General features: G+C 33.5%; 20 protein-coding genes. All 20 read right to left on the bottom strand.

Annotated elements, in window-relative coordinates:
- Nucleotides 1-7: 7 nt before the first annotated feature.
- The 20 genes from ACREV6_RS16610 to ygfK all read right to left on the bottom strand — a co-directional run bounded on the left by ACREV6_RS16610 (nt 8) and on the right by ygfK (nt 23,934).
- Nucleotides 8-1,417 (bottom strand): YlbE family protein, encoded by a 1,410-nt coding sequence (locus ACREV6_RS16610; protein WP_431579156.1) that lies wholly within the window; start codon nt 1,415-1,417, stop codon nt 8-10.
- Nucleotides 1,418-1,431: 14 nt separating this feature from the next.
- Nucleotides 1,432-3,000, bottom strand: coding sequence for an acyl-CoA synthetase FdrA (gene fdrA / locus ACREV6_RS16605; RefSeq protein WP_431579155.1), 1,569 nt, complete (start codon nt 2,998-3,000; stop codon nt 1,432-1,434).
- The gene (locus tag ACREV6_RS16600; protein ID WP_431579154.1) at nt 2,993-3,940 is read right to left on the bottom strand and encodes an oxamate carbamoyltransferase subunit AllH family protein; all 948 of its coding nucleotides are present in this window, start codon (nt 3,938-3,940) and stop codon (nt 2,993-2,995) included. Before ACREV6_RS16600 ends, fdrA begins: the two co-directional genes overlap by 8 nt.
- Before the next feature lie 460 nt (nt 3,941-4,400).
- The gene (locus ACREV6_RS16595) at nt 4,401-5,711 is read right to left on the bottom strand and encodes a dihydroorotase (RefSeq protein WP_431579153.1); all 1,311 of its coding nucleotides are present in this window, start codon (nt 5,709-5,711) and stop codon (nt 4,401-4,403) included.
- A 99-nt stretch (nt 5,712-5,810) separates the two neighbouring features.
- Nucleotides 5,811-7,049, bottom strand: coding sequence for a diaminopropionate ammonia-lyase (gene dpaL, locus ACREV6_RS16590; protein ID WP_431579427.1), 1,239 nt, complete (start codon nt 7,047-7,049; stop codon nt 5,811-5,813).
- 353 nt (nt 7,050-7,402) lie between these two features.
- Nucleotides 7,403-8,236, bottom strand: a complete 834-nt coding sequence (gene modA / locus ACREV6_RS16585) for a molybdate ABC transporter substrate-binding protein (protein ID WP_431579152.1) — start codon at nt 8,234-8,236, stop codon at nt 7,403-7,405.
- A complete protein-coding gene (locus ACREV6_RS16580; RefSeq protein ID WP_431579151.1) occupies nt 8,229-9,068 on the bottom strand; it encodes an ABC transporter permease in 840 nt (279 codons plus the stop codon). The genes modA and ACREV6_RS16580 overlap by 8 nt, the downstream gene beginning before the upstream one ends.
- Nucleotides 9,052-10,074, bottom strand: a complete 1,023-nt coding sequence (locus ACREV6_RS16575) for a molybdopterin-binding protein (protein ID WP_431579150.1) — start codon at nt 10,072-10,074, stop codon at nt 9,052-9,054. Before ACREV6_RS16575 ends, ACREV6_RS16580 begins: the two co-directional genes overlap by 17 nt.
- Nucleotides 10,075-10,114: 40 nt before the next feature.
- Complete coding sequence (locus tag ACREV6_RS16570) at nt 10,115-10,906, bottom strand: XdhC family protein (protein ID WP_431579149.1); 792 nt, start codon at nt 10,904-10,906, stop codon at nt 10,115-10,117.
- Between the two features lie 15 nt (nt 10,907-10,921).
- A complete protein-coding gene (locus ACREV6_RS16565; protein ID WP_431579148.1) occupies nt 10,922-11,686 on the bottom strand; it encodes an ABC transporter ATP-binding protein in 765 nt (254 codons plus the stop codon).
- Nucleotides 11,687-11,698: 12 nt separating this feature from the next.
- Nucleotides 11,699-12,730, bottom strand: coding sequence for a FecCD family ABC transporter permease (locus ACREV6_RS16560; protein WP_431579426.1), 1,032 nt, complete (start codon nt 12,728-12,730; stop codon nt 11,699-11,701).
- Nucleotides 12,714-13,730 (bottom strand): ABC transporter substrate-binding protein, encoded by a 1,017-nt coding sequence (locus tag ACREV6_RS16555; RefSeq protein WP_431579147.1) that lies wholly within the window; start codon nt 13,728-13,730, stop codon nt 12,714-12,716. The genes ACREV6_RS16560 and ACREV6_RS16555 overlap by 17 nt, the downstream gene beginning before the upstream one ends.
- A gap of 6 nt (nt 13,731-13,736) precedes the next feature.
- Nucleotides 13,737-14,276 (bottom strand): nucleoside-triphosphatase, encoded by a 540-nt coding sequence (locus ACREV6_RS16550; protein ID WP_431579146.1) that lies wholly within the window; start codon nt 14,274-14,276, stop codon nt 13,737-13,739.
- Nucleotides 14,277-14,467: 191 nt separating this feature from the next.
- On the bottom strand, nt 14,468-14,800 hold the full coding sequence (locus tag ACREV6_RS16545) for a winged helix-turn-helix domain-containing protein (protein ID WP_431579145.1): 333 nt from the start codon (nt 14,798-14,800) through the stop codon (nt 14,468-14,470).
- Nucleotides 14,801-14,852: 52 nt separating this feature from the next.
- A complete protein-coding gene (locus ACREV6_RS16540; protein WP_431579144.1) occupies nt 14,853-15,662 on the bottom strand; it encodes an XdhC family protein in 810 nt (269 codons plus the stop codon).
- A 4-nt stretch (nt 15,663-15,666) separates the two neighbouring features.
- The gene (gene yqeB, locus ACREV6_RS16535; RefSeq protein ID WP_431579143.1) at nt 15,667-16,476 is read right to left on the bottom strand and encodes a selenium-dependent molybdenum cofactor biosynthesis protein YqeB; all 810 of its coding nucleotides are present in this window, start codon (nt 16,474-16,476) and stop codon (nt 15,667-15,669) included.
- On the bottom strand, nt 16,469-17,122 hold the full coding sequence (gene mocA, locus ACREV6_RS16530; protein WP_431579142.1) for a molybdenum cofactor cytidylyltransferase: 654 nt from the start codon (nt 17,120-17,122) through the stop codon (nt 16,469-16,471). Before mocA ends, yqeB begins: the two co-directional genes overlap by 8 nt.
- A 261-nt stretch (nt 17,123-17,383) precedes the next feature.
- Nucleotides 17,384-18,118 (bottom strand): selenium cofactor biosynthesis protein YqeC, encoded by a 735-nt coding sequence (gene yqeC / locus ACREV6_RS16525; protein WP_431579141.1) that lies wholly within the window; start codon nt 18,116-18,118, stop codon nt 17,384-17,386.
- A 131-nt stretch (nt 18,119-18,249) separates the two neighbouring features.
- A complete protein-coding gene (xdh, locus tag ACREV6_RS16520) occupies nt 18,250-20,808 on the bottom strand; it encodes a selenium-dependent xanthine dehydrogenase (protein ID WP_431579140.1) in 2,559 nt (852 codons plus the stop codon).
- Between the two features lie 123 nt (nt 20,809-20,931).
- A complete protein-coding gene (ygfK, locus tag ACREV6_RS16515) occupies nt 20,932-23,934 on the bottom strand; it encodes a putative selenate reductase subunit YgfK (RefSeq protein WP_431579139.1) in 3,003 nt (1,000 codons plus the stop codon).
- Nucleotides 23,935-23,953: the final 19 nt, after the last annotated feature.

Genomic DNA, 23,953 nt, shown 5'->3' with positions numbered 1-23,953 from the left:
GATTAAATTAAATTATTTTATTAATAAAAGAGGTAAGCGCATCTTCAAAACATTTCATTGGAGGATGAACTATGCCTGCCCCTACTTGGCCAACACCTGCTCTGTTACATGCAATTCCAGTATTTATTACAGGTAATATCCTTGTTTCTATTACTTTCCTAAAATCAATTCCAGTTGGTGTTCCCCTGAAATTTATATTTGGTATTTTAAAAGAATTATTTTCTGCGCAGGTTATCTCGTACATGCTTTTGGTGTAATTTATGGCATCCACTGGTGTTCCCCCTACAAATTGAACAATTGCCGGTGCAGTTGCCATAGCAAATCCACCTATTCCTGCTGTTTCTGTTATACAACTATCTCCAATATCAGGATTGGCATCCTTCTCCTCAAAACCTGGAAAATAAAGACCCGTAACCAGCGCGCAAGGTGCAGTAAACCATTCATCCCCTGTGCCAGATACCCTTATACCAAAATTAGTACCATTCCTTGACATTGTATAAACCACAGTACTATTTGGAATATCACTTAGTGGATCTAAACTACATTTACAGGCTGGCATAGATACATTTAGGAAAAAATGATCGTTTTTATCTATAAAAGTTAATACATCAGCCTTTTCATCATTTGAAAATTTAGTTTTGACAATGCAGGGTGCAAGTTCCCTAAATAAAAGTGAGGTTCCTGCTTTATTTCTGTTATGTCCTTCATCACCCATTTGAAGACTTTGAGCTATTATAGTTTTTAAATCTATACTTCCCTTAATTTCCATAGCTTCCTTAAGTACCGCTGCAAGTACCCTCTCCATCCAGTTAAGTCTGTCAATGACTTCTGGACTAAATGCTCCAAACCTAAGTACCTTACCTAATCCTTCGTTCAAAGTGCAGTAGGCAAAATTTCCAAAGGCCTTATTTTGCAGAATCCAAACTGGCATTGAATTTGTAACCACCCCTGCCATAGGTCCTACTGTGGAATGATGATGGCAGGAATCGAATAATATCTCCCCTGAACAAGCAAGTTTTCTTCCATCCTCTTCATTTGTTACTAATTTTTCATATATTAGTCCACCAATGATTGCCCCTTTAAGCGGTTCACTCATTTGTTCCCAAGCTATAGGTGGCCCTGCATGAAGAATTGTGTTTTTTGTCATTCCTGGTATATGAGTTCCTGCTGTACCTATACCAACAATTATTGGCTCAGCTGCAAGCAGTCTTAAAATCGCCTCCTTGTTTGCAATATCAATTTTTTCACTTATACTGCTTTCTTCTAAAACAGAAAGCATTTTACTTGCCTTGCTTGGTGGGCTCCAATTAACATGCATACTTTCTACATTTTGAGCCTTTAAATCTTTATCAAAAGACTCCAGTCCCATATCTATAACAATAAGCTTCTCACTGAATAATTTATTTATATCTGGCAATGTATACACCTCCACTATATTTCATTTAATCTTCCAAGAATTAATGAGCATAGTTTAACAGCTTGAGCATTAGATGGCATTAGTATAACTCCTGCTTTTTCTAATTTTTCACTTTGCGATTTGTAATTTTGCGGGTCCGCCTGGGTACCACATATGTACCCGATTACACATAAATATTTATTTTTATTATCCATGGTTTTTTTTGCATCTATTATGGAGTTAATCATTTCTCCCGCTGGGTCTATGTTTGATCCATAACCAAGCACAAAATCCATAAGTACTATGGCAACTTCACCATCCTCGGCTTCCACCGGAAGTCTTTCTACCCTAGCCACTGGATCTATCATAGGATGTGGCTTTCCAACAGTGAACTCATCGTCACCTAGGTCAATGCAGGTATGTTCAACGCTAATTCGCACATCCACTAGCTTAAGTTCGGGTGACAAGGGAATATTAGAGTGTATTTTATATCCCTCCTTGCCTAACATTTTCATTGCTTCATCAGCCAAGGTTCCACCGGTATATAATGCTCTTAAATATTTCTGGTCACTACTAAGTTTTTTACATTCAGCTTGGACAATCCCTTCAATTTCTATATCTGATAATGTAAACCCAGTAAAATCATCTATTTTATTTCCCTTTGATAACAATACTGCCTTTCTCCCTGCATCCTCTAGATTTAAACATGAACATGCACCCTTCTTTTCAATTTCGCATCTATCGCCACCTATAAAGCATGCTACAACTGGCTTATTTGTGGTTTTTACCATATTTAATATTTTTTCTGCTACCTCTGGTGCTGGAGGTTTAGAAATTAACACTATAACCTTTGTTCCTTCATCATGTATTAAGGCTTTAAACCCCTCAATCATCATAATTCCGCCAACGGCGCTTTTAAGATCTCTTCCTCCTGTTCCAATAACCTGCGATACTCCCCCACCCATTTTATCTATAATGACACAAACCTCCTGAGTTCCCGTACCAGATGCTCCTACAATACCTATGTCACCTCGCCTCACAACATTTGCAAAACAAAGTGGAATTCCATTAATGATTGCCGTACCACAATCTGGTCCCATAACTAGGAGTCCCTTATCTCTTCCTATTTGTTTTAGCTCAATTTCTTCTTCTAATGTTACATTGTCACTAAATAACATTACATTAAGATTATTACTTAATGCTTTTCTTGCTTCATGGGCAGCATATTTTCCAGGTAAAGATATAATTGCCATGTTAGCTCCCTCTAAATGGTTAACTGCAGCACTAAGTGTTGTTGGCTTATACTCGCTAGACAAATCATGGTTATCACCCTTAGTGTTTAATAGTTCATCAACTTTTTTAACTATGATTTCTATTGCATTTTCCTCATCACTTTCAGCCGCTATGAAAAAATCACCAGGTGTAAGTTTTCTTATCTCATCATTTGATAAACCTAAATTTTCTACTAGCTCTATATTTAGTTCTGTTCCCATACCAACTATTACTTGTTTCACCTTTAGTAACTTTTTAATTTCCTTAGTTATTAGCATGAGTGCCACAGAATCATAATAAGTATTTTTTCTAATATCCACGCAATCATTCATTTATCCAAACCCTCCTATACCTTAAATTAGTCAAAATACTAAGTCCCAAGTAAATCCCATATGCTGTATCTGTTCCTGATGTATCACCATACTCAATAACTTCTATTAGTGATTTAATAATACATTTATGGTTTTTATCATAACTATCATCATGAAAATTTAAAATTACTGCCATTAAATTCCGAACACCCTCATTTATCTCTCCAAGGGATGAATGCATTAACATTTCAGAGCTAACTCTAGTTGTTTTTTGCAGCCCCAAGCTAATTATTTTACTATTAAATTGGTATAAGCCATTAATATTTATTTTATAATAAGTTCCCATATATATGTATGCAATCATTAAACCGCTAATAAAATCATCCATTGCTGGTGTAAGTCCGCAGCCAAAACCTATAACAGACTGTGCTATATATCCTATGCCATCCATATCTGCTTTTATTACAGTATTGATAAAATTCATAAATCTATCTTTTATAAATTCAAAACTTTTATCAAAAGTACATTGAGGAAAAGTAGCTAATTCAAGCTCTGTATATTTATCTGCAAGCATATTTATAAGTGGACCCATACCATAGTGCTTTCCATATTTAACTAACCCTTGTCCAATAATTTTAATATTTTCTAGAAGTTGATTTTCAGTGCAATTTGAAACATTTATTTCAACAAAGGGCGACCAAGTTTTAACACCATTCATGTCTATATTTAGATTCGCTTCTGCGCAATATATTTTACTTTCACTAAATTCAAATTTCAAACCTTGTTTTATATTTAAACCATTAAAATCAACTTGTTCTACTCCCTCCACAATTACACTCATTGGAGACATTTTTTTACCACTACTTAAAAGTGTTATAAATAAATCATCACATTCAATATTACAAGCGTTTTTAAATACACAATGAACTTGTCCACATAATATTCCCCTTTTCAAAATCATTTTCTGGAGAAGATCGCATATAAATAATCCCTTCAATAAAATCATCCCTTTATATCTCAAATTTATATTTTTATTCATCAATTTCTTTATATGCAATTTTATAAAATTTTATAACTTATTTCTTAAAATTCTAATTTTACTTGAAAACGTAAAAAGCACCGTAAAATTTAAAATTTTACGGTGTTAAGATAGATTATTCAGTTTTTAGAATTAACTGTTTTTTCTTAGATTATGCTAACAAAAGTATATATTGCGTAGAATGCATTTGAATAAGCCCTAGTAATTCAAAATTTATTTTATTTGTAGCTACGCACCGAAAAATTCATGTTTGAGCGATAGCGAGTTTGAATTTTTTAGCAGATACAAATAAAATAAATTTTAGAATTACTTGGCGCAGTGAAAGCATTCCAGCAATATATACTTGACCTTATAGGCTAATCTAATAAAAAAACTCTTAATCTTAATATTTAAGTTCTCGACTCAAATATTCACCCTTTCCCCCTATGAAAACACCATCTTTAACTACAAATTTGCCCTTAGAAATAGTTGAACAAACTTTTCCTGTTAGCTCCATATCTTTGTATAGATTGTAGTCTACATTTGAATGATTTTCTTTTATAATATAATGTTCATTGTGATCAAATATAACTATATCTGCATCTGCTCCTGGGAGCAAGTTTCCTTTTTTAGGATACAAACCATGCACAATTGCAGGATTTTTTGTAAACTTATCAATTACTTTTTCTCCAAATTTTTCGTACATAAGTGGGAAAGAATATTCTACTCCCCCTATACCCATAGGCATCTCATCAACAAATTCTCTATTTTTATCCGTGGAATTAAAGGGACAATGATCCGTACCTATTGTAAATATATTATCTATTTGATCATTTAATTTTTTCACTTCCCTATCACTTCGAAGGGGTGGGGTCATGGTGTACAAATACCCATCCCTCTGTAAATATTTAGAAGATGAAAAAATAAAGTAATGTGGACAACTTTCAAGGATAAAATCAGTATTGAGAATGGACTTATAGTTTTCTTTAAGTCTCTCAACTGTTGTCCCACAATTTGTATGCACAATATACATTCTTCCATCTCTATATTTAGTCATTTCAGCAAGCTTTATAACCTCACTTATTTCTGCTATTGCAGGTCTTGAGCTCTCATGCTGAATCACAGGTATTTTACAACCTTCAAGTATTAGTCCATCATTTTCTGAATGTGCTAGTAAGAGGGTTCCTGTTTCTTTAGTATGGCTTAAAAGTCTATCTATAGTTCTATCCTTTGTACGCCTATCAGAACTTGAATAGGTGGTAAATAGTTTTATTGTGGGAATTCCTAAGGTTTTAGCTTCATTTATAAAGCTAATAGGCTTCTCATCTAAATCAGCAATAGTTGCATGGAATGCATAATCAATTACACTATTTGTAGCCAAATCCTTTCTTAGAGTAAACGCTTTTTTTAATGCTAGGTTGTTTTTTACTGGGTCTAAGAAATCAATATATGTTGTAATACCACCAAAGGCCGCAGCTCTTGAGCCCTTATAAAAATCATCCGCTGAGGTGCGCATGCCTACTGTAAGTTGAAAATGAACATGCGGATCAATAAAGCCTGGTAATATATCTCTTCCTTTTGCATCGTATTCTTCTTTAGCTTCTAGTACTTCATGGGAAATTGATGATATTTTATTATCTTTTATATACAAATTTCCTTCATACCAATTCCCGTCTATATATATCCTTCCATTTACAATCCCTAAATCAAACATCTAATATCCCTTCTCCTTTTTTTGTAAAGCATTTATTAGAAATATTTATCTTTCATCTATCTCTTAATTTCTATTCTCTGACTTGTTATTTAATGTGCCTTAATCTAAGCTTGGCAGTTCATACATTCCATCCCAAAGTATATCTCTATAGTTAATGGGATCTGTGTCTCCTTCAGTACTAAATAATAACACAATGGAATTTTTATCTAATCTAAGCTGTTTTCTTATAGTTTCTGTATGTTTTTTTTGCATAAGAATGGATAATAACCCTATACCAACAGCCCCTGATTCTCCTGAAACAATTTTTTCATCTTGTCCTATGGGGTTTGCAAGAATTCTCATACCTCTTGCAGTTACATAATCAGGGCATGTACAAAAGCAATATGCAAAATCTCGTATTATCTCCCACCCGATAGGAATAGGTTCTCCACAAGCTAGTCCTGCCATAATAGAGTTAAGTGATCCTTCTACGCCGTGAGGTTTTCCATCATTAATGGATGCGGACTTAAACATACAAGCTGCATTAGTGGGTTCCATAATTGTTACAATTGGGTGATTATCCTTATATAAATTTACATATGCCCCTAATACCCCTCCTGCCATAGCTCCTACACCGGCTTGCAGAAAAACATGAGTGGGCTTCTCAATTTCTAAATCATTAAGTTGCCGAAAAGCCTCATATCCCATAGCAGAATATCCCTGCATAATCCACATAGGTATTTCAGTATAGCCTTCCCAAGATGTATCTTGCACCATTTGCCAACCATTCTCCACTGCCTTTTGCAATGCATATCTAACAGTATCATCATAGTTTAAATCTGTTACTTTAGCTTCTGCACCTAGATCTTTGATAGCTTGTACACGCCTAACTGCTGTACCCTTTGGCAAGTATATTACTGCCTTTTGACCTAATTGTCTAGCAGTCCAAGCTACACCCCTACCGTGGTTACCATCTGAACAAGTAACAAAAGTAATTTCTCCAATCTTTTTCCGTAACTCCACAGACTTTAAATCTTCAAAGCTACAATCTTCAATATTTACACCTAGCTTTTGGCATAAAAACTTACCAATAGCATAGGAGGCCCCTAACATCTTAAAGGAATTTAGATCTATCCTTTTAGATTCATCCTTAATAAAAATACCCTTTACCCCAAGCTCTTTGGCTAACCCTTTTAAGTTTACTAATGGTGTAATGTTATAGGCTTTAATAGTCTCATGGTAAGCTCTTACCTTTTGTAATTCCTGCTGAGATAAAAATGCTGGATAATTAGATTTTTTATCCCGATGTGTATTTTTAGAAAAAATAGCTTGTATTTTATTTTCGAGTAATAAATTCATAAATATCACCCACTCCTTTTGTATTAAATCATCACCTACGGTGTTGTTCATCATCTTCGAAGTTACAATATCTAGTCCATATATTACCAACAATTATATCATACTTTTCTTTTTGCATTGTGGTTTTACATTTATTTTTTTACCACTTCCAATACCTTATTTGTAAACATAGAACAAAATCTCCCTAGGGTGGAGTAGTGCCACTCGCGTGGCAAGTGGCAAAAGTGACAAGCTCTATCGTATAGATGTTATCCACAGCCATTTGCGCAAGCTGTTTCCTATATAATAAAAACAAGGCACTAGTATACAAATTCAATAAAAGTACTTTGCCATACTTAGGAAGTAGGTTACTTTCATTCTGAAATGTGGTTAAATCCATATTTTTTAAAAATATTCTGAGCTTCTTCACCTATTAGGAATGCATAGACTTTTTCAATATACTGTTTTTCATTTTTATTGGTAAGTTTACCAATGAAGTACTCAGCACGTACATTATACTCCGGTTCAATTTCCAGCACTTTAACCTTATCCTTCACACTTTGTGTAATATCTGATGAATAAACAAATGCCGCATCCGATTCTCCCATTACAACCTTATTTACCACCTGTTTTACGTTATTTTCTTCTGACACAATATTATTTAGTACCTTTTTCTCAAATTCTGATCCGATTTTTCCCGATAAAGAGTGAATTATTTTTCTTGCATAGTCTCCGGCAGGTACCTCCTTCAAGGCTAAAACAAGTTTACATTTATTTTGCAGATCCTCTACTTTTTGAATATGTGCTGGATTATCCTTTGGCACAATAACAACCATGGAATTATATAATAAGGCTTGTCCTTTAGTGATATATCCCTCTTCTTTTAATGCATCATAATGCTGTTTGTTTGCTGAAAAGAAAACATCCCCTTCTACTCCCTGCTCTATTTGTAATCTTAATCTGCTTGTGCTGTCCAAATTCAGCTTTACCTTTACCTCTGGATTTTCTTTCTCAAATAACTTTATTATTTCTTTAAGGCTTTCTGTTAAAGAAGATGCTGCAAATACAGTAATTTCTTGTTTCACTGCATTATCTACTTGTTTTGATTTACATCCTCCACTTAACATAATTAATAGCAGGCTCATTATAATTGACATTATTCTAATATACCTGTTTTGCATCTTTTTTCTTCTATATCTATCAAACATTGCTATCCTCCTCCGACCTTACAATACACTTTAATATGATCAAAACTCCAATTGATACCACCACTAGGCATACTGAAATCCCCATGGATATATTTAAATCTACTTCCATTGCTGTATAAATAGCAAGAGGCAAGGTCTGTGTTTTCCCCGCTAAATTACCTGCAAATAACATAGTTGCTCCAAATTCCGCAAGTGCTCTTGCCCAAGATAAAATAGCACCAGTTATCAAGGAATTTTTTGATAGTGGCATAGTAATAAGGTGAAATATTTGTAAATTAGAAGCTCCCAAAACCGCTGCTGAATTCTCTAGTTCCCTATCAACCTTTTCAAAACCAGTCCGTGCTGACTGGATAAATATAGGCATTGCTATAAACACCTGCGCTATAACCACCGCTATAAAAGTGAAAGGCAATTGAATACCAAAGGGAGCTAGATGCTTTCCAATAAGTCCATTTCTACCAAAGGTAACTAGTAATAGTAACCCCGCTACTGCTGGAGGCAATACAAGTGGTAGTTGCATAAGGACTTCAACAAATCCCTTTCCCCAAAAGGAATATCTTGCCATATAGTAAGCCGTAGGCATACCCACTACTACAATTATTAATAGTGAAAGAAAGGTACTTTTCAAGCTAATAATAACCGCCTGCAACACAAAGGAATCCAAAATTAAATTCAGTGACTTCCCCCAGGGAAAGGTGAAAAGTGCAATGATAGGAGTTATTAAGAATAAAACACATATACCACATATTAAAGCTAAAATTATTTTGAATACTCCTTTATCCTTCATATCAGCCCTCAATTCTAAATTTTCTAACCTAAACTCCTTTTCCAAAGGCACAATCAGGATATTTGCACTCCTCACATTCATTGCAAAGTCCACCATGTCCATAAGCTGCAAAATCAGCAAAGCTCAATCTTTCCTTTGCCAGTATCCTCGGGAAAACTAAATCAAAAATAGTTGTTCTACTGTACATCACACACCCTGGAAGTCCGAGTATTGGAATATCCCCTTTATAAGCTAATAAAAACATTGCTCCTGGAAGCACTGGTGCCCCATAAGTTATAAGTTCTGCTCCTGTTTTTACAATTGCTGTAGGCGTAACATCATCAGGATCCACTGACATGCCACCCGTGCAAATCACCATTTCAGCGCCCTTGTCTATCCATGCCTGAATTGCTTGCGTTATCTTATTCTCGTCATCAGAAAGTATAGATTGTCCAAGCACTTCACAACCATATTCCTCCACTTTCCTTCTTATTACCGGACCAAAGGCATCTTTTATTCTACCGTGATATACTTCGCTACCAGTAGTAACAATTCCAACTTTCATTGGTGAGAAAGGTATAATACTTACAATTTTCTCATCACCTATTAAATCCTCTGCTTTTTTTATCTTATCCTCATCAATTACAAGAGGGATAACTCTTGTTCCTGCAACTTTTTGTCCTTTTTTTACAGGGTAGTTATTGTGTAGTGTAACTAAAATTATCTCCCCTAAGGAATTAAGCTTATATAATAGCTTTGTATTAATTGCAAGAAGCCCATCGTAATCTGCTATGAAATTTATTTTGCCTTCTTTTACTTGACTAAAAGTAAGGCCCTCTCCTGCTGTAAGTGCTCTTAATCGTTCTGCAGCATCATTTTCATGAAGATATCCTTCTTTTTTCTCCCATACAAATAGATTCTCTTTACCTATGGAAAGTAATAATGGTATATCTTCCTCTTTAACTATATGTCCTTTTTTAAATGCTATATCCTTTACTACCCCTGGAATAATTTGAGTAATATCATGACATAAAACGGACCCAACTGCATCTTTTACAGGTATTTTTTTCATATTATTCACCCCTAACTAATATTTTTAATCATATAAAAATTCAGCTTTTTAAATGCTGCAACGTCCCTTTATTTTTCACTAAAACTATTTCTGACAATATGCTTAATGCCACTTCTTCTGGAGTTTCCCCACCAATTCCAATTCCTATTGGTGCATATACACTTTTCAAACATTCTATATCAACATTTTGACTTAACAAGTTATCCATTATAGCTGAACTCTTCTTTTTACTTCCAAGCATTCCTACATATGCAGTATTTCTAGTTATAACTTCCTTCAATATATCTTCATCAGATTTAGTTGAGCCACTTGCAATCACCACATAAGAGTTTTTATCTAAATCATAATCTTTTATAGTATCTGAAATTTTTCCGTATATTAATTTTGCCGCCTTTGGGTACCTAATTTTTGTTAACAGCTCTTCTCTATCATCAAAAACGCACACAGAAAAACCTGATAAAAGGGCAAATTTATAAAGACAATATGCCACATGCCCCGCGCCTGCTATTATAAGCTTTTTTTGTGGTATATACGTCTTAATAAATATTTTAACCTTACCTGTACATGTTTTTTCTCCATTCTGTTCAACATAGACATCTAAAGAAATTGTCTCACTAGTTTCTTCTTTAATACACCTCTTAGCTGCAGCTATAGCTTTAAATTCTACTTTTCCACCTCCTACGGTGCCAAATATTTCCCCGTTTTCTTTTATAACCATTGAAGTGCCTACACCTCGAGGAGTCGACCCTTCTTGTTCAATGATAAAAGCATAACAAATTTTTTTATCTTCCATAAGTTCATTTTTTATAATAGTAAGCAATTCTAATTCCATATTTATCTCCCTATTTTATAAACTAACAAAGTTTATACCATTTTTTGAATCCAAAACTTCGAATTTCATATCATATACCTCTAGTAGACTCTGCTGAGATACTATTTCTTCAGTTTTTCCACAATGTACAACTTTACCATTTTTAAGTAATACCGCCTCATTGCAATATCTCATTGCAAGATTAGGGTCGTGAATGGAAAGTAGAATCCCTATGTTCAAATCTACTGATATATTTTTTATTTTTTTTAGTACATCATGCTGATTTCGAATATCCAAATTAGAAACAGGCTCGTCCATTAAAATAAATTTTGTGTTTTGCACTAAAGCTCTCGCAATTAAAACCAATTGTCTTTCTCCACCACTAATTTCAGAGTAGTTTTTCTGCATTAAATTTTCTATACCAAGGTTTTTAAGAACTTTTTGTGCTATTTCATAATCTTTGTAAGATGGCATATCAAATAATTTTAAATAAGGATTTCTCCCCATTACCACTAGTTCAATGACTTTAATTCCATAGGTTGCTTCCTCATTTTGTGGAACATAAGCGATTAATTTAGATAACTCATTACTTCCGATTTTTTTGGAATTCTTACCCTCAATGGTAATCAAACCACTCTTAAAATTTAGTAGACCTAAAATTAATTTTATTAAGGTAGTTTTCCCTGAGCCATTTCTGCCAAGTAATGCATACATATTTCCTTTTTTAAATTCTAAATTAATATTCTCTAATAAATACTTATCGTTATAACCAAAATAGAGCTCTTCTACTTTTATATTCATAGGATCTCCTAACTATATTGTTTTCTTAAATATTAATAAATAACCTAAAATAGGTGCACCAATGGCCGCAGTAAGTATACCAACAGGAATTTCAGTAGTACTTATAGATCGTGCAACATCATCAAATAAGATTAAAGTTGTTGCACCAATAATGCTAGTAATTAAATAAATGTGTTTATTTTTATATCCAAGAATTATTCTTGTAATATGAGGTACTATAAGTGCAATCCAGCTGATTGTTCCACATATACTAACGCAAAAACAAACTACGAAAGAAACTAAACACAAAATACAATTTCTGAATTTTGAAACCTCCATACCCATGGTTTTTGCCATATCATCATTAAGTAAAAGCATTTTTAATTTAAATCTTAAACTATTTAAAATAAAAATACTAGGAATAACAACGAGGCCACAACCAATGGCATTTACCCAATTTGCTTTATACAGACCACCCATTGACCAAAAAACAATGGATGGTAATTGCTGGTAAGGATCAGCTATATATTTTATCATTGAAAGTAGTGCAGAAAAGAAAGCAGAAACAATCATTCCCGACAATACCAAATACAAGATATTATTATCTTTTGAAGCCTTTTTTAAAACATAAACAATACCAATTGCAAGTATTCCAAAAATAAATGCAAATATTTGAACTATCCCAGGAAACTCCCAAGGTAAAATGATTCCTAGTGCAGCACCAAAACTTGCCCCTGAAGTAACACCTAATATATCAGGAGACGCAATAGGGTTTTTGAATACCTGTTGAAAAATCAGCCCCGAAACCGATAATCCAGCACCCACAAAAGATGCAAGCAAAATTCTTGGAAGCCTAACATTATATAGTATTAAAATACTTGGATCCACGATTGGTTCTCCGCGAATAAACTTACCTAAACATAAAAATACATTTTTATACTCATTAACACTTATTTTATATCTTCCTAAAAAAATCGATAAAATAAAAACTAAAACAAAAACTATAAAAAACAAAATGCATTTATGATATAGTATTTTCTCAAAAATATTATTTTTTGCTTTCACCTTCTTCAAGCAAATTTCCTCCTAACTCATCGAAAGACTTACCGTAAAAATTCTTATAGAATTCATTTACAACTAGGTGAATGTCTAAATCACTAAATTCTTCTGGATATAAAATTTTACTCATCCACAATATAGATAATATACTACTAGGCTGAGGCATATCCCAAGCTGCAATATTTGAAGGTATCTGATAAACTTTTTTATTTTTTATAGCACTTATTGTTTGAAGATTCTTATTTTCTTTAATCTCCTTAGGACTCCCCTCTGGGCAATACATAACTGAAGTGATTACATCAGGATTCCATGCAATTACTTGCTCAACAGAAACATCATTCCATCCACCTTTTAACTTAGCAGCAACATCAATTCCACCAGCAGTTTCTATGATTTCATGTTGCAAAAAATCTCCTGAGCAAGTCGAAAGAACACCATGAGCACCTGCTAAATACACTGTTTTTTTATTTTTAACTGAAGTAAGTTTTTTAGTTACATCTGCAATTTTCTCTTTATAATATGATATCATTTTTTGTGCATTTTCACTTTCTCCTATAGCATCTCCCACTTTAATAATATCAGACTGAAGTGAAGCTATACTTTCAGGATTAATACTAACAACTTTTATATTTTGAGCGGCTAATTTTTTTGCTGTGTCATCGGATTCCTTAGTAGGGTATAGAATAACTACGTCAGGTTTTAAAGCAACTATTTGTTCAATATTGACACCATTTTTTTTCCCACCAATTTCCACTAATTTACTTGCCAAATTTCCATCAAGCTTCAGAATAAGAGGGTCTTTCTTGCCTTTATCACTGACTCCCACTAATTTATCTTTCCCCCCTAGTGCAAGAACAATATCCGTTGCTGGTTTATATGTTGTAATAACTCTAATACTTTTATTTGTTTTCGTATCTTCTTTTTTTACAGTTGCTTGTTTAGAGCAGCCTGTAAGTAACACTATCAAAGATAAAAATAAGACAAAACTTTTTTTTACAATTTTCATAATTAATCACTCCCAATATTTATTAATTTCCTTTGCAATACTATCTCTATTTTCTAGGGTAACCTTAATCACTTTAACATCCGCCCTAGCTGCAATAGAATTTAGAAATTCATTTGTCTTTTCTTTTAATACTCCGAGTACTCTATGCTTACTATCAAGGGTTCTATGTACTTGCGCCTTAAATTCCATAGCATCCTTCTCAAAAAAACCAAGTTCATCCATAAGTATAATTGATTTAGGTATTTTTAAAGATTGACATAATATTTCAACACCTTTTTTTTCAAATACTTCTGGAATACCGTAACAACATTTTCCTTTGCCAAAATCAGTATTAATGCCAACCATATTTTCTGAAATATTAGAGATCCTAGGTTGAATCTGGTTTTCTATATAATATCCTTTTAAATATCCATTTTCATAAAATGCTTTTGTTTTAAAACCTGCAATACTACTGGAATTTGAAATATACTTATTTAGAAAACTAATAATAGCAGTAGATTTTCCAACATGAACGTCTCCTGTTAAAAAAATATTTTTATTACCCAATATCCTGTCCTCCTTCTTGCGTTTTCAAATTTTCTTTACTCCCTTTAGTACTTGTCCACAGCAGTTTAATTTCACACTATAATCCTAAGTAGAAAACAGGTTATGTTTTTTAATACATAACGGTTCCTATAATGGATCCTTTTATTACAAATAATATCAATATAGGTTACAATTTTTAAACTCAATATATTTTATTCCTTGAATTTTTTATTAAATAATTCTGTAATGCACTCTCCTACTTCCATTTCAAGTTCATCAAATTTTTCAATCAAAATTCTAACTTCCTGGGTAAGTATAGACCCACCTCCATTTTTACCACCAATTTGCTTTTCAAGTACCTTTATACCAGTGCCCTTTTCTAAATTTAAAATCATAGTCCAAGCTTTTGTATAGGAAAGTTTCATAGAAATTGCTGCCTTTCTTATAGATCCTAATTCATCAATCTTTAAAAGCAACATTTTAGGACCCTTGCCAAACACCTTTATATTGTCTTCTTTCAAGTAAATTCTCCAATTTACATTCATTTTACTTCTCCTAGTTATTCTAAAATTTTAGCTACATATTCCTATGATATATCTAAAAATCCACCTTTTTTATATCCTTTAAATGTTGTAGTGATCCTTTGTTCTTAACCATTAATATTTCATTCATAATTCCAAAAGCAATTTCATTTGGCTCTTCTGAAGAAATGTTAATTCCTATTGGCGCATATACTTTTTTAAGTGCTTCCCTTTCAATTCCTTCACCTATGAGATTCTTCATAACAAACTCTGTCTTTTTCCGGCTTCCAATCATTCCAATATATGAGGCATCAGATTCAGCTGTAACCTTAAGGGCATCGGCGTCACATTTATGACCTCTTGTTACTATTATAATATAGGTGTTTTTATCAATGGGATATTGTGAAACCTTGACCCCAATGTCACCTACAATTATCTCATCGGCTGCATCAAATCGCTTAAGGTTTGCAAATTCTTCGCGATCATCGAATATTACAGTATAAAAATCTAATATCTTTGCTAGCTTAAAGAGTTCTACTCCTATATGTCCTGCCCCTATTATAAGTAGCTTTGATCTAGGTTTAAATATCTTTACATATAAAGTAGCCTTTCCTCCACATTGCATATGCAAATCTCCTTCATCATTCAATTCAAATTCAAATTGACCATCACTTTCACTCTTAATACACTCTATGGCTTTTTCTATGGCCGCATACTCAATATTACCTCCCCCAACACTTCCCTGAATTCTTCCATCTTCCCAAACTGCCATAAGAGATCCTTTTTTCCTAGGTGTAGAGCCCTTTATATCTGTAATAGTTACTAATGCTGCCTTATGCCCTTTTGCTAAACTCTCATAAATTTCTTTTAGAATTTTTTCTTCCATAACATTAACCCTCCTTAGATTGATTCATCAAATAAAGTACCGCTTCTAATACTCCCCCTGCTATACTTCTCGCTTTATCAGAAATAGTATAACAATTCATTTTTTCTGATAGCCTTGGGTCAATATCTGCTATTTTAAATCCCGCAACTACTGGGCTTCCACTATGCAAAATCCCCCGTAATAATCCTGATATTGTTGCTTTTATTTGCACATCTCCTATATAGGCAATTACATCCCCTTTTTCAACCACATCGCCAATATGAAGAACATTTTCCATTATTCCGATGCAAGGTGAATGTATAACTCTTTCTTTAGAATAACCCATAATGCTTCCAGGAATCCCTGTGTTTTTCGCAGCTCCTCCATGAAAAATCAATCTACCAAGGTTATGCCCTCTAGTAGTTTCTATCACCACATCTACATCTTCGCCTGCTATAAATCCAGGTCCAAGAGCAATGGTCATTTCTGCCATGGCCTTAGTTGTTCCCATATTTCTCTTAGCGATAATAGCATCAACTACAATTTTAGGCTTTATTATTTTAATATATTTACCTTCTTGATCTATAATCACTGGAATTTTTTTATTACTCCAGGCATCTTCTATTTCACTTAAACAGCATACATGTACAGCTGTAATTCCTTCAATTTCTACTTCTCCCTGATATACAGCTTCACTAAAAGAAACATCCCGTCTAATAGCAGTAGGTTTTGGCACCTCTAAAACTAATACTCTAAATCCACTTCTATATAGTTTTTGAATTGTACCAGATGCTAAATCTCCTCCACCACGTATAATGACAATATCATTAAACATATTCATTATTCTCCTCTAGTTTTAGAATATACTCATAATTTTCATTAGTATCAACATCAAATAGTCCCCAACTATCACTTATTTCTACAAATTTAACTTTGTCCAAGTTTTTATTTATTATTAATTTTCCACCAATATCCCCCTGTAACTGTAAAAAGTCTTCTTTAAAACTGTAGGGAAATATTACAGGATTTCCACGCCTGCTATCACAGCGCGGAACAATTATATAGGATGGATTTTGTATAAATTCACGAATTAATCCCTTAACTGTATCTACATCTAAAAAAGGCTGATCTGCCGTAAAAAACATATATCCATCTGTTTGCACCGCTTGCATTACACCCAGTTTAATAGATTCACTTATCCCTTTATTTGCATTTTGATTTTTAACAACCGCTAACCCATATCTATTGCCAGTTTTTATTATTTCCTCCTCTCTCCCTACAAGAATCACCTCTGAAAATCCACACTTTTCAATAGTCTCTATAGTGCGTTCAATTAGTGATTTCCCCCTATATTTTAAAAGAAGTTTATTCTTGCCCATTCTCCTTGAGTACCCCGCTGCTAGTATTATTGCACTTACCATTATTATAGCACCTGCCTTTGTCCATAACTTCATAGAGTTACCTAAAATTGATTTTTTCAATTCGTACTTTAAATATAAATTATAATGATGAAATTTTTCCGGAGTGATTTGCAATAAGAAACGACAAACAATTGAAATCTGATTTAGAAATTCTTCTTTTGCGAATATAAAATTCTCGTGAGCCTGCCAGGACGGCAGGCTAGAGAACCTGAGGCAGGACGCCGAATGTGAGCGCTAGAGAATTTTATATTCGCAAAAGATTAGAATTTCTTAATCAAATTTTTTGTTTGGAGTTCGTTTGCAAATCACACAGGAGAAATTTCATACTTTATTGAAATAAACACTAGTTTTTAAACTTCCAATAATTACACTATTTAATAATTCCTTATTCTTTGAATTTAATTCTTCAACTAACAACTCAGCTAATCTTAAATCCTTGGGATCTTCTACTTTATTTATATATAATATTCTTTCCCCTATGGCTCCCTTAAACAATCCTCGTGGATTCAGTATTATCTCAGATAGGTGCTCAGATTTAACAGTTTCACCTTCATGTGCCCCAGTTATTTCTCGAAATATTTTACTTCTATGAACACTATCCTCATTTATTACCATACCTAATGATTGTATATCCATAATGCCTATAGTTTTCGTAGTTTTTCCGTATATAACTGGCTCAAATTCATTCCATGCTTTTAGTCGCTTTTTCTTTGCTCCATCTGCTTCTATTAGTATATAGTCAAAATAGGGTGCTAGCGCATCTAATTCTTCGTAGCGGAGTCCCAGTATTTTATTTTCATCATTTATTCCAAGTCCTAATACATAAATTCCATTTTCCTTCATATTACAGTATTTTAAAAAATCATTTTTATCAGTACAGATAAAATCATATTTATTTAATGCTGGAGTATATATTTTAGTTGTTGTAGTTACTAAAATCTTATTACTCCCTCTAAGTTCCTCTGCAAGCTTAAACATCATGGTGGTTTTCCCACCCGCCCCAACAATGGACAAAATATCCTTTTTAACTAGTCCAATGTAATTGCTTAGCATCATACTATCACCTACTCATTGCATATTCAAAAATAACTAGCCAGTGTACTAGTTATTTTTTTCACATGCCTAATTTAAATCATGTCACTGTTAATTTATTTATTTTTGTTAACAGTGAACAATAATCTATATTTTTATTTTTTCTTACTATATGGTGTATTCCGAAGAGGTAGCACTGTTCTAAACTCTCTATCATAATTATAATATGCACCTGCCACTGCAGGAGCAGTAGGTATTGAACATATCTCTCCTATGCCTTTTGCACCATAAGCAAGATTAGTATTTCCTCTACCTAGTATAATACATTCTATTTTGGGTGTTTCTGTAGCTTTAAAAAGTCCCAGTGTTCCAAATTTTGCAGTTGGTACGCTACCACTAAGTGGATAATCTTCTGTTAGTGCGTATCCAAGACTCATAACAACCCCACCCTCAATCTGACCTTCAATATTTTTAGGATTTATAGGAGTTCCAACATCATGAGCTGCAATAACCTTTTCAATTTTGCCTTCATCATTTAAAATAACAACATGTGTAGCATAGCCATAGGCTACATGACTTACAGGGTTTTGTTTATTTGAGTTCATTTTATCAGTTATTCCTTTAAATTCACCCTCGAATTCTTGATCCTCTAAGTTATCTAAGCTTTGATAGCTTAATACATCTAGAAGTTTTCTAGCTGCTCTTTTTGCTGCCTCACCTGTGAATAGTGTTTGACGTGAAGCTGTTGTATTTCCAGAATCAGGGCAAGTCAAAGTATCTGGTGCTGCATGTACAACTTTATCTGGTGACATATTAAGCGTTTCACAAACTATTTGCGTTAATATAGTTCCAAGTCCTTGTCCAATACAAGCTGCACTGGTATAAATATTTACCTTACCATCCTTTATAATCAGTTTACAACGTCCAATATCAGGAAGTCCAACCCCCACCCCACTATTTTTTATAGCACAGGCTATTCCGGCTTTAGGATTTTGGGCACATATCTCTTTTACTGCATCTAGTGTTTCCACAATAGATGTTGATGAATCTGCAATTTGACCATTAGGCATTACTTGTCCAGGCCTAATTGCATTTCTATATCTTATTTCAAAGGGAGTTATTCCTGCCATTTCTGCAAGCTGATTTAAATTAGACTCTATTGCAAAGCAACTTTGTGTTACGCCAAAACCTCTAAAGGCACCAGCTGGTGGATTATTTGTATATATCGCTTTCCCAATTATATCAATGTTTTGATAATTATAAGGGCCTGCTGCATGAGTACATGCCCTTTGTAGCACAGGTCCTCCTAGTGATGCATAGGCTCCTGTATCAGCTATTATAACAGCTTTCATAGCAGTTAAATATCCATTTTCATCACAAGAAGTTGTAACCTCCATCTCCATAGCATGACGTTTTGGATGTATCATTATACTTTCACTACGACTTAATGCAAATTTTACAGGCTTGTTAGATAAAAAGCTAAGAATTGCTGCATGGTGTTGAACGCTCATATCTTCTTTTCCGCCAAAACCACCACCAACTATTTTACTTATAACTCTTACTTTACTTTGATCCATTCCCAGAGCTTCAGCACATTCCTTGCGTGTTTGATAAATTCCTTGGTCTGCGCAATATATTATTATCCCACCACTACCATCTGGCGTAGCAATTGCTGCTTCTGTTTCTAGAAAAGCATGTTCTGTAAAAGGTGTACTATATTTATTTGTTACAACATATTTTGAATTTTTTATATGTTTATCAGCATTACCAAATACTAAATTTTCAGTTGTAAGGATATTACCACTTTCGTGTATCTGAGGAGCATCGCCCCTTAGTGCCTCTTCTGGGCATGTAACCGGTGTTAATTCTTCAAAATCAATTTTAACTAATGATTTAGCTTTTTCTAGTATTTCTGGCGATTCTGCAGCTATTAGAACTATAGCATCTCCAATGCAATGAGTTATCTTTCCCGCTGGTATTAATACATCCCAGTCCTTTACAATATGACCAAGCTTTTGATTTCCTGGAAGTTCATTTGCTGTTACTACTGCATGAACCCCTTCCAAATTTTTAGCTTCGCTAATATCTATAGACTTTATTAAAGCACGTGGATATTTAGTTCTAACTGCTCCACCGTAAATTAACCCATCTATACGCATATCATCTACATACTCTGCTATGCCAAGCACTTTGTCCACAGCATCAACTCTATTTAATTTTTCTCCCACTATTCCTTTGCAAGTACAGCTAGGCACCTCTGTATTTTCTCGTATAAGTTTAGCAGCTAGCTTCACAGCTTCAATTATTTTTACATATCCAGTGCAACGACAAATATTATTTTTTAAAGCATTTTTTATCTCAATCTCAGTTGGATTTTCTACCTTATCAATAAGGCCTTTTGCACTTATAACCATTCCTGGAGTACAAAAACCACACTGAACTGCTCCTGCTTCCATAAAAGCATATCCATATACGTCTTTTTCTCTTTCACTTAGACCATCGACGGTTATAATTTTTTTATCCACAAGCTTGCTTGTTTTTAACACACATGCCTTTTTTGCCACGCCATCAACTAAAACCATGCAAGTTCCACAGGCACCCTCAGAGCAACCATTCTTAACTGATGTTAAATTCAAGTCTTCTCTTAAAAAAGAAATTAATTTTTTATCTTCTTTTGCATAAACCTTATCCCCATTTACAACAAAATTAAACATTAATACCCCCTCCTTATATATTTTTTCCAAAAAGGATCACTTTAAACTTATAGTGATCCCTTTTGAAGTTACAATACTTCCAGCTTTTATTATGATTGGCCTCTAATTTCACCCAATCAATTTTTAAATCATATAATTATAATCTGTTATTACAGCCCAAATCATATTTTCAATTTCTTTAGGTATTTCTGTATTATTGGCAGTAAGATTAACTTCTAAAACCTTATCTTGTAATCTAACCCTTACAATTTTTTTATCACTATCTATTAATACAAATCCCATGTTTTTGCTATTTTCAAAGTCTGAAACTTTAGCAAATAATGTGAACTTTTCTTTGTATGGAGGACTATCATAAGGACAGAACATTTCACAGTTTCCACACTCATTACACATTTTATCAACGTGAATTATCTGATGCATACTATTTCCTTTTACTTTTATAGCAATATTGGCACGGTTAGGACATACATCAACACAGGCTTCACATACTGTTGAACATTGAAGACATCTTTCACATTCTGCTTTACCACTCAGGGACATTTTCAGTATACCTTTTTTAGCTATTATGGCTTCAATATTTTTGTTTGCCTCCGGTAATTCCACTTCCAAATCATGGTTTTTTTCTTGTTTAACTACAGCTCTTGCAACTTTTGTTGCATCTGCTATTCCTTCTACTACAGTAGCAGGTCCGTGTAGCCCATCTCCTGCCACATATACCCCTTTAATATTTGTTTCTAATGTTATAACATCTACAATAGCTTGATCTTTTTCATTTACATTAATATTATTTTCTTTAAATATTACAGCATCTACCTTTTCACCAACTGCTGATATAACAATATCTGCTTGTATATCTATCATCTTGCCACTTGCAACTGGTCTTCTTCTACCACTTTCATCTGGCTCAGCTAGTTCCATAATCTCACAACTGAGAACACCTTTTGTAATTTTAACTGGTGCTAGTAATTCCTTAAATTCTACTCCCTCTTCAATTGCTAGCTGCAATTCTTCCATATCCGCAGGCATGTATTTTTTAGTTCTACGATAAACTAAATATACATTTTCTACTCCTTCTGCCCTTTTAGCTGCTCTAGCTGCGTCCATAGCAGTGTTACCACCACCTACTACAACCACATTTTTTCCAAGTTTTAATGTACTATCTTTACTTCTTAATCTCTCTAAGAATTGTAGTACATTGATTACATTTTCACCTTCAATGTTTAACTTACCTGGTTTCCAGGCACCAATGGCAAATAAGACATATTTATATCCAAGTTTTTTCAAATTCTCTACAGAATTCTGCTCTGAATTTAACTCAACTTTAACTCCCAGGCTACAAATAAGATCGATGTCTTTTTGCACAGTCTCATGTGGCAGTCTAAATTCTGGAACAATATGGCTGACTATTCCGCCTAAAGCATTTCTTTTCTCGAAAATAGTTACATCCATTCCTTCTCTTGCAAGGAAATATGCTGCTGCAAGACCTGTAGTTCCTCCACCAACTATAGCTACTCGTCCACCACTCTTTTCAGTTTTCACAAGTTCATTTAATAAATCCTCATATGCATTTTCTGCTGCTTGTAATTTTATATTTCTTATATTAACAGACTCATCACAGAAATTTCTAGTGCATTTGCCCATACATGCATGGCTACATATTGTTCCCGTAATAAATGGGAGTGGATTTTTTTCTACTATAACCCTTAACGCTTCAAGATGTTTACCTTGATCTACAAGATTTATATATTCTGGAATATCTTGAGATATAGGACATCCCTCTTCACAGGCTGAAATAAAACAATCAGCTAGTGGTACTTTTTTATTTATTTTGCCAGTATAATTTGGTTTTATAGGTTTTATATGATGAATATCTTTTACTGATTCATCTTTTAACTCATTTAATTTTGCATTATTCATAACATATTTATTTGCATATTCTAACTTACTTAATTTTTCAGCAATTTGAACACATCTTTGATATCCGCCAACCTTTAACATTGTTGTTGCTATAGTTATAGGCCATATTCCGGTTTCAAATATACTATTTATATTAAAAAAGTCTGCTCCACCTGAATAAGATATTTTTAATTTCCCATCAAATTCATTTGATAACCTAGATGCCATCGCTATGGAAAGAGGATATAGAGATTTTCCTGACATATACATCTCATCGCCTGGTAATTCTGCATTTTTAATAAGCGCTGGAAAAGTATTAGTTAATTTAACACCAAAAGACAATCCCTTTTGGCTTGCTAAATCTTGCAGTTTTCTAAACATAACAATAGCATCATCAAATTGTAAATCCTCCTGGAAATGATGCTCATCAAATGAAACATAATCAAATCCAATACTATCTAAGGTTTTACGTACAAAATCATATCCTAATAATGTAGGGTTACATTTTACATAAGTATTTAACCCTTTTTCATTTATTAGGTGTGTTGCAATATGTTCAATTTCTTGTGCAGGACATCCGTGTAATGTGGATAAAGTTATTGATCTACATACTTCAGATGATATACCTTTAACATATTCACTATCTATATTTTTAAATCTTTTTATATTATCTAATACGTAGGAGGTGCATTCGCTCCATATATCACTTTTAGAAGCATCTTTAAGCCCCATAATATATTTATCTATTTTAGGTGATGCAATCCCTTTAAAATCATAACCTACACTCATATTGAAAATGAATCCGTCTGGGCTTCCTAGTTCTAACTCTTTTGATAATATTTTTATTGCGAACCAAGCTTTTACATATTCATCGTAAGCCTCAGTTACTCTAAGCTCTGTTGACCACTCCACATTGTAACATTCATCCTCTGCTATTATGCAAGGCTTTGATACTGGTAAATCTTCTCCATCAAGAGTTTGTACTGTCTTAAGTTCAAAGAATCTACATCCAGAAACATAAGCTGCAATTATATTTTGTGCTAACTGTGTATGTGGACCAGCTGCTGGTCCAAAAGGAGTTTCAATTTTTTCTCCGAATATTTCAAGCACCTTATCATCAGTTGTTTTGAAATATTTGTTTACTCCAAATATCTTACCGTACTTCGTATTCTCCTCAATTATCCATTCCATTAATTCTTTAAATGGAATAGGTGTCATTCTATCACCCATAGTTAATACCCCCCCGATT

Source organism: Clostridium sp. (genome assembly GCF_050717515.1).
Taxonomy (GTDB): domain Bacteria; phylum Bacillota; class Clostridia; order Clostridiales; family Clostridiaceae; genus Clostridium_AD.
Note: the sequence above shows the minus strand (reverse complement) of the source record. Positions and strands in the feature narration are given on the sequence as shown.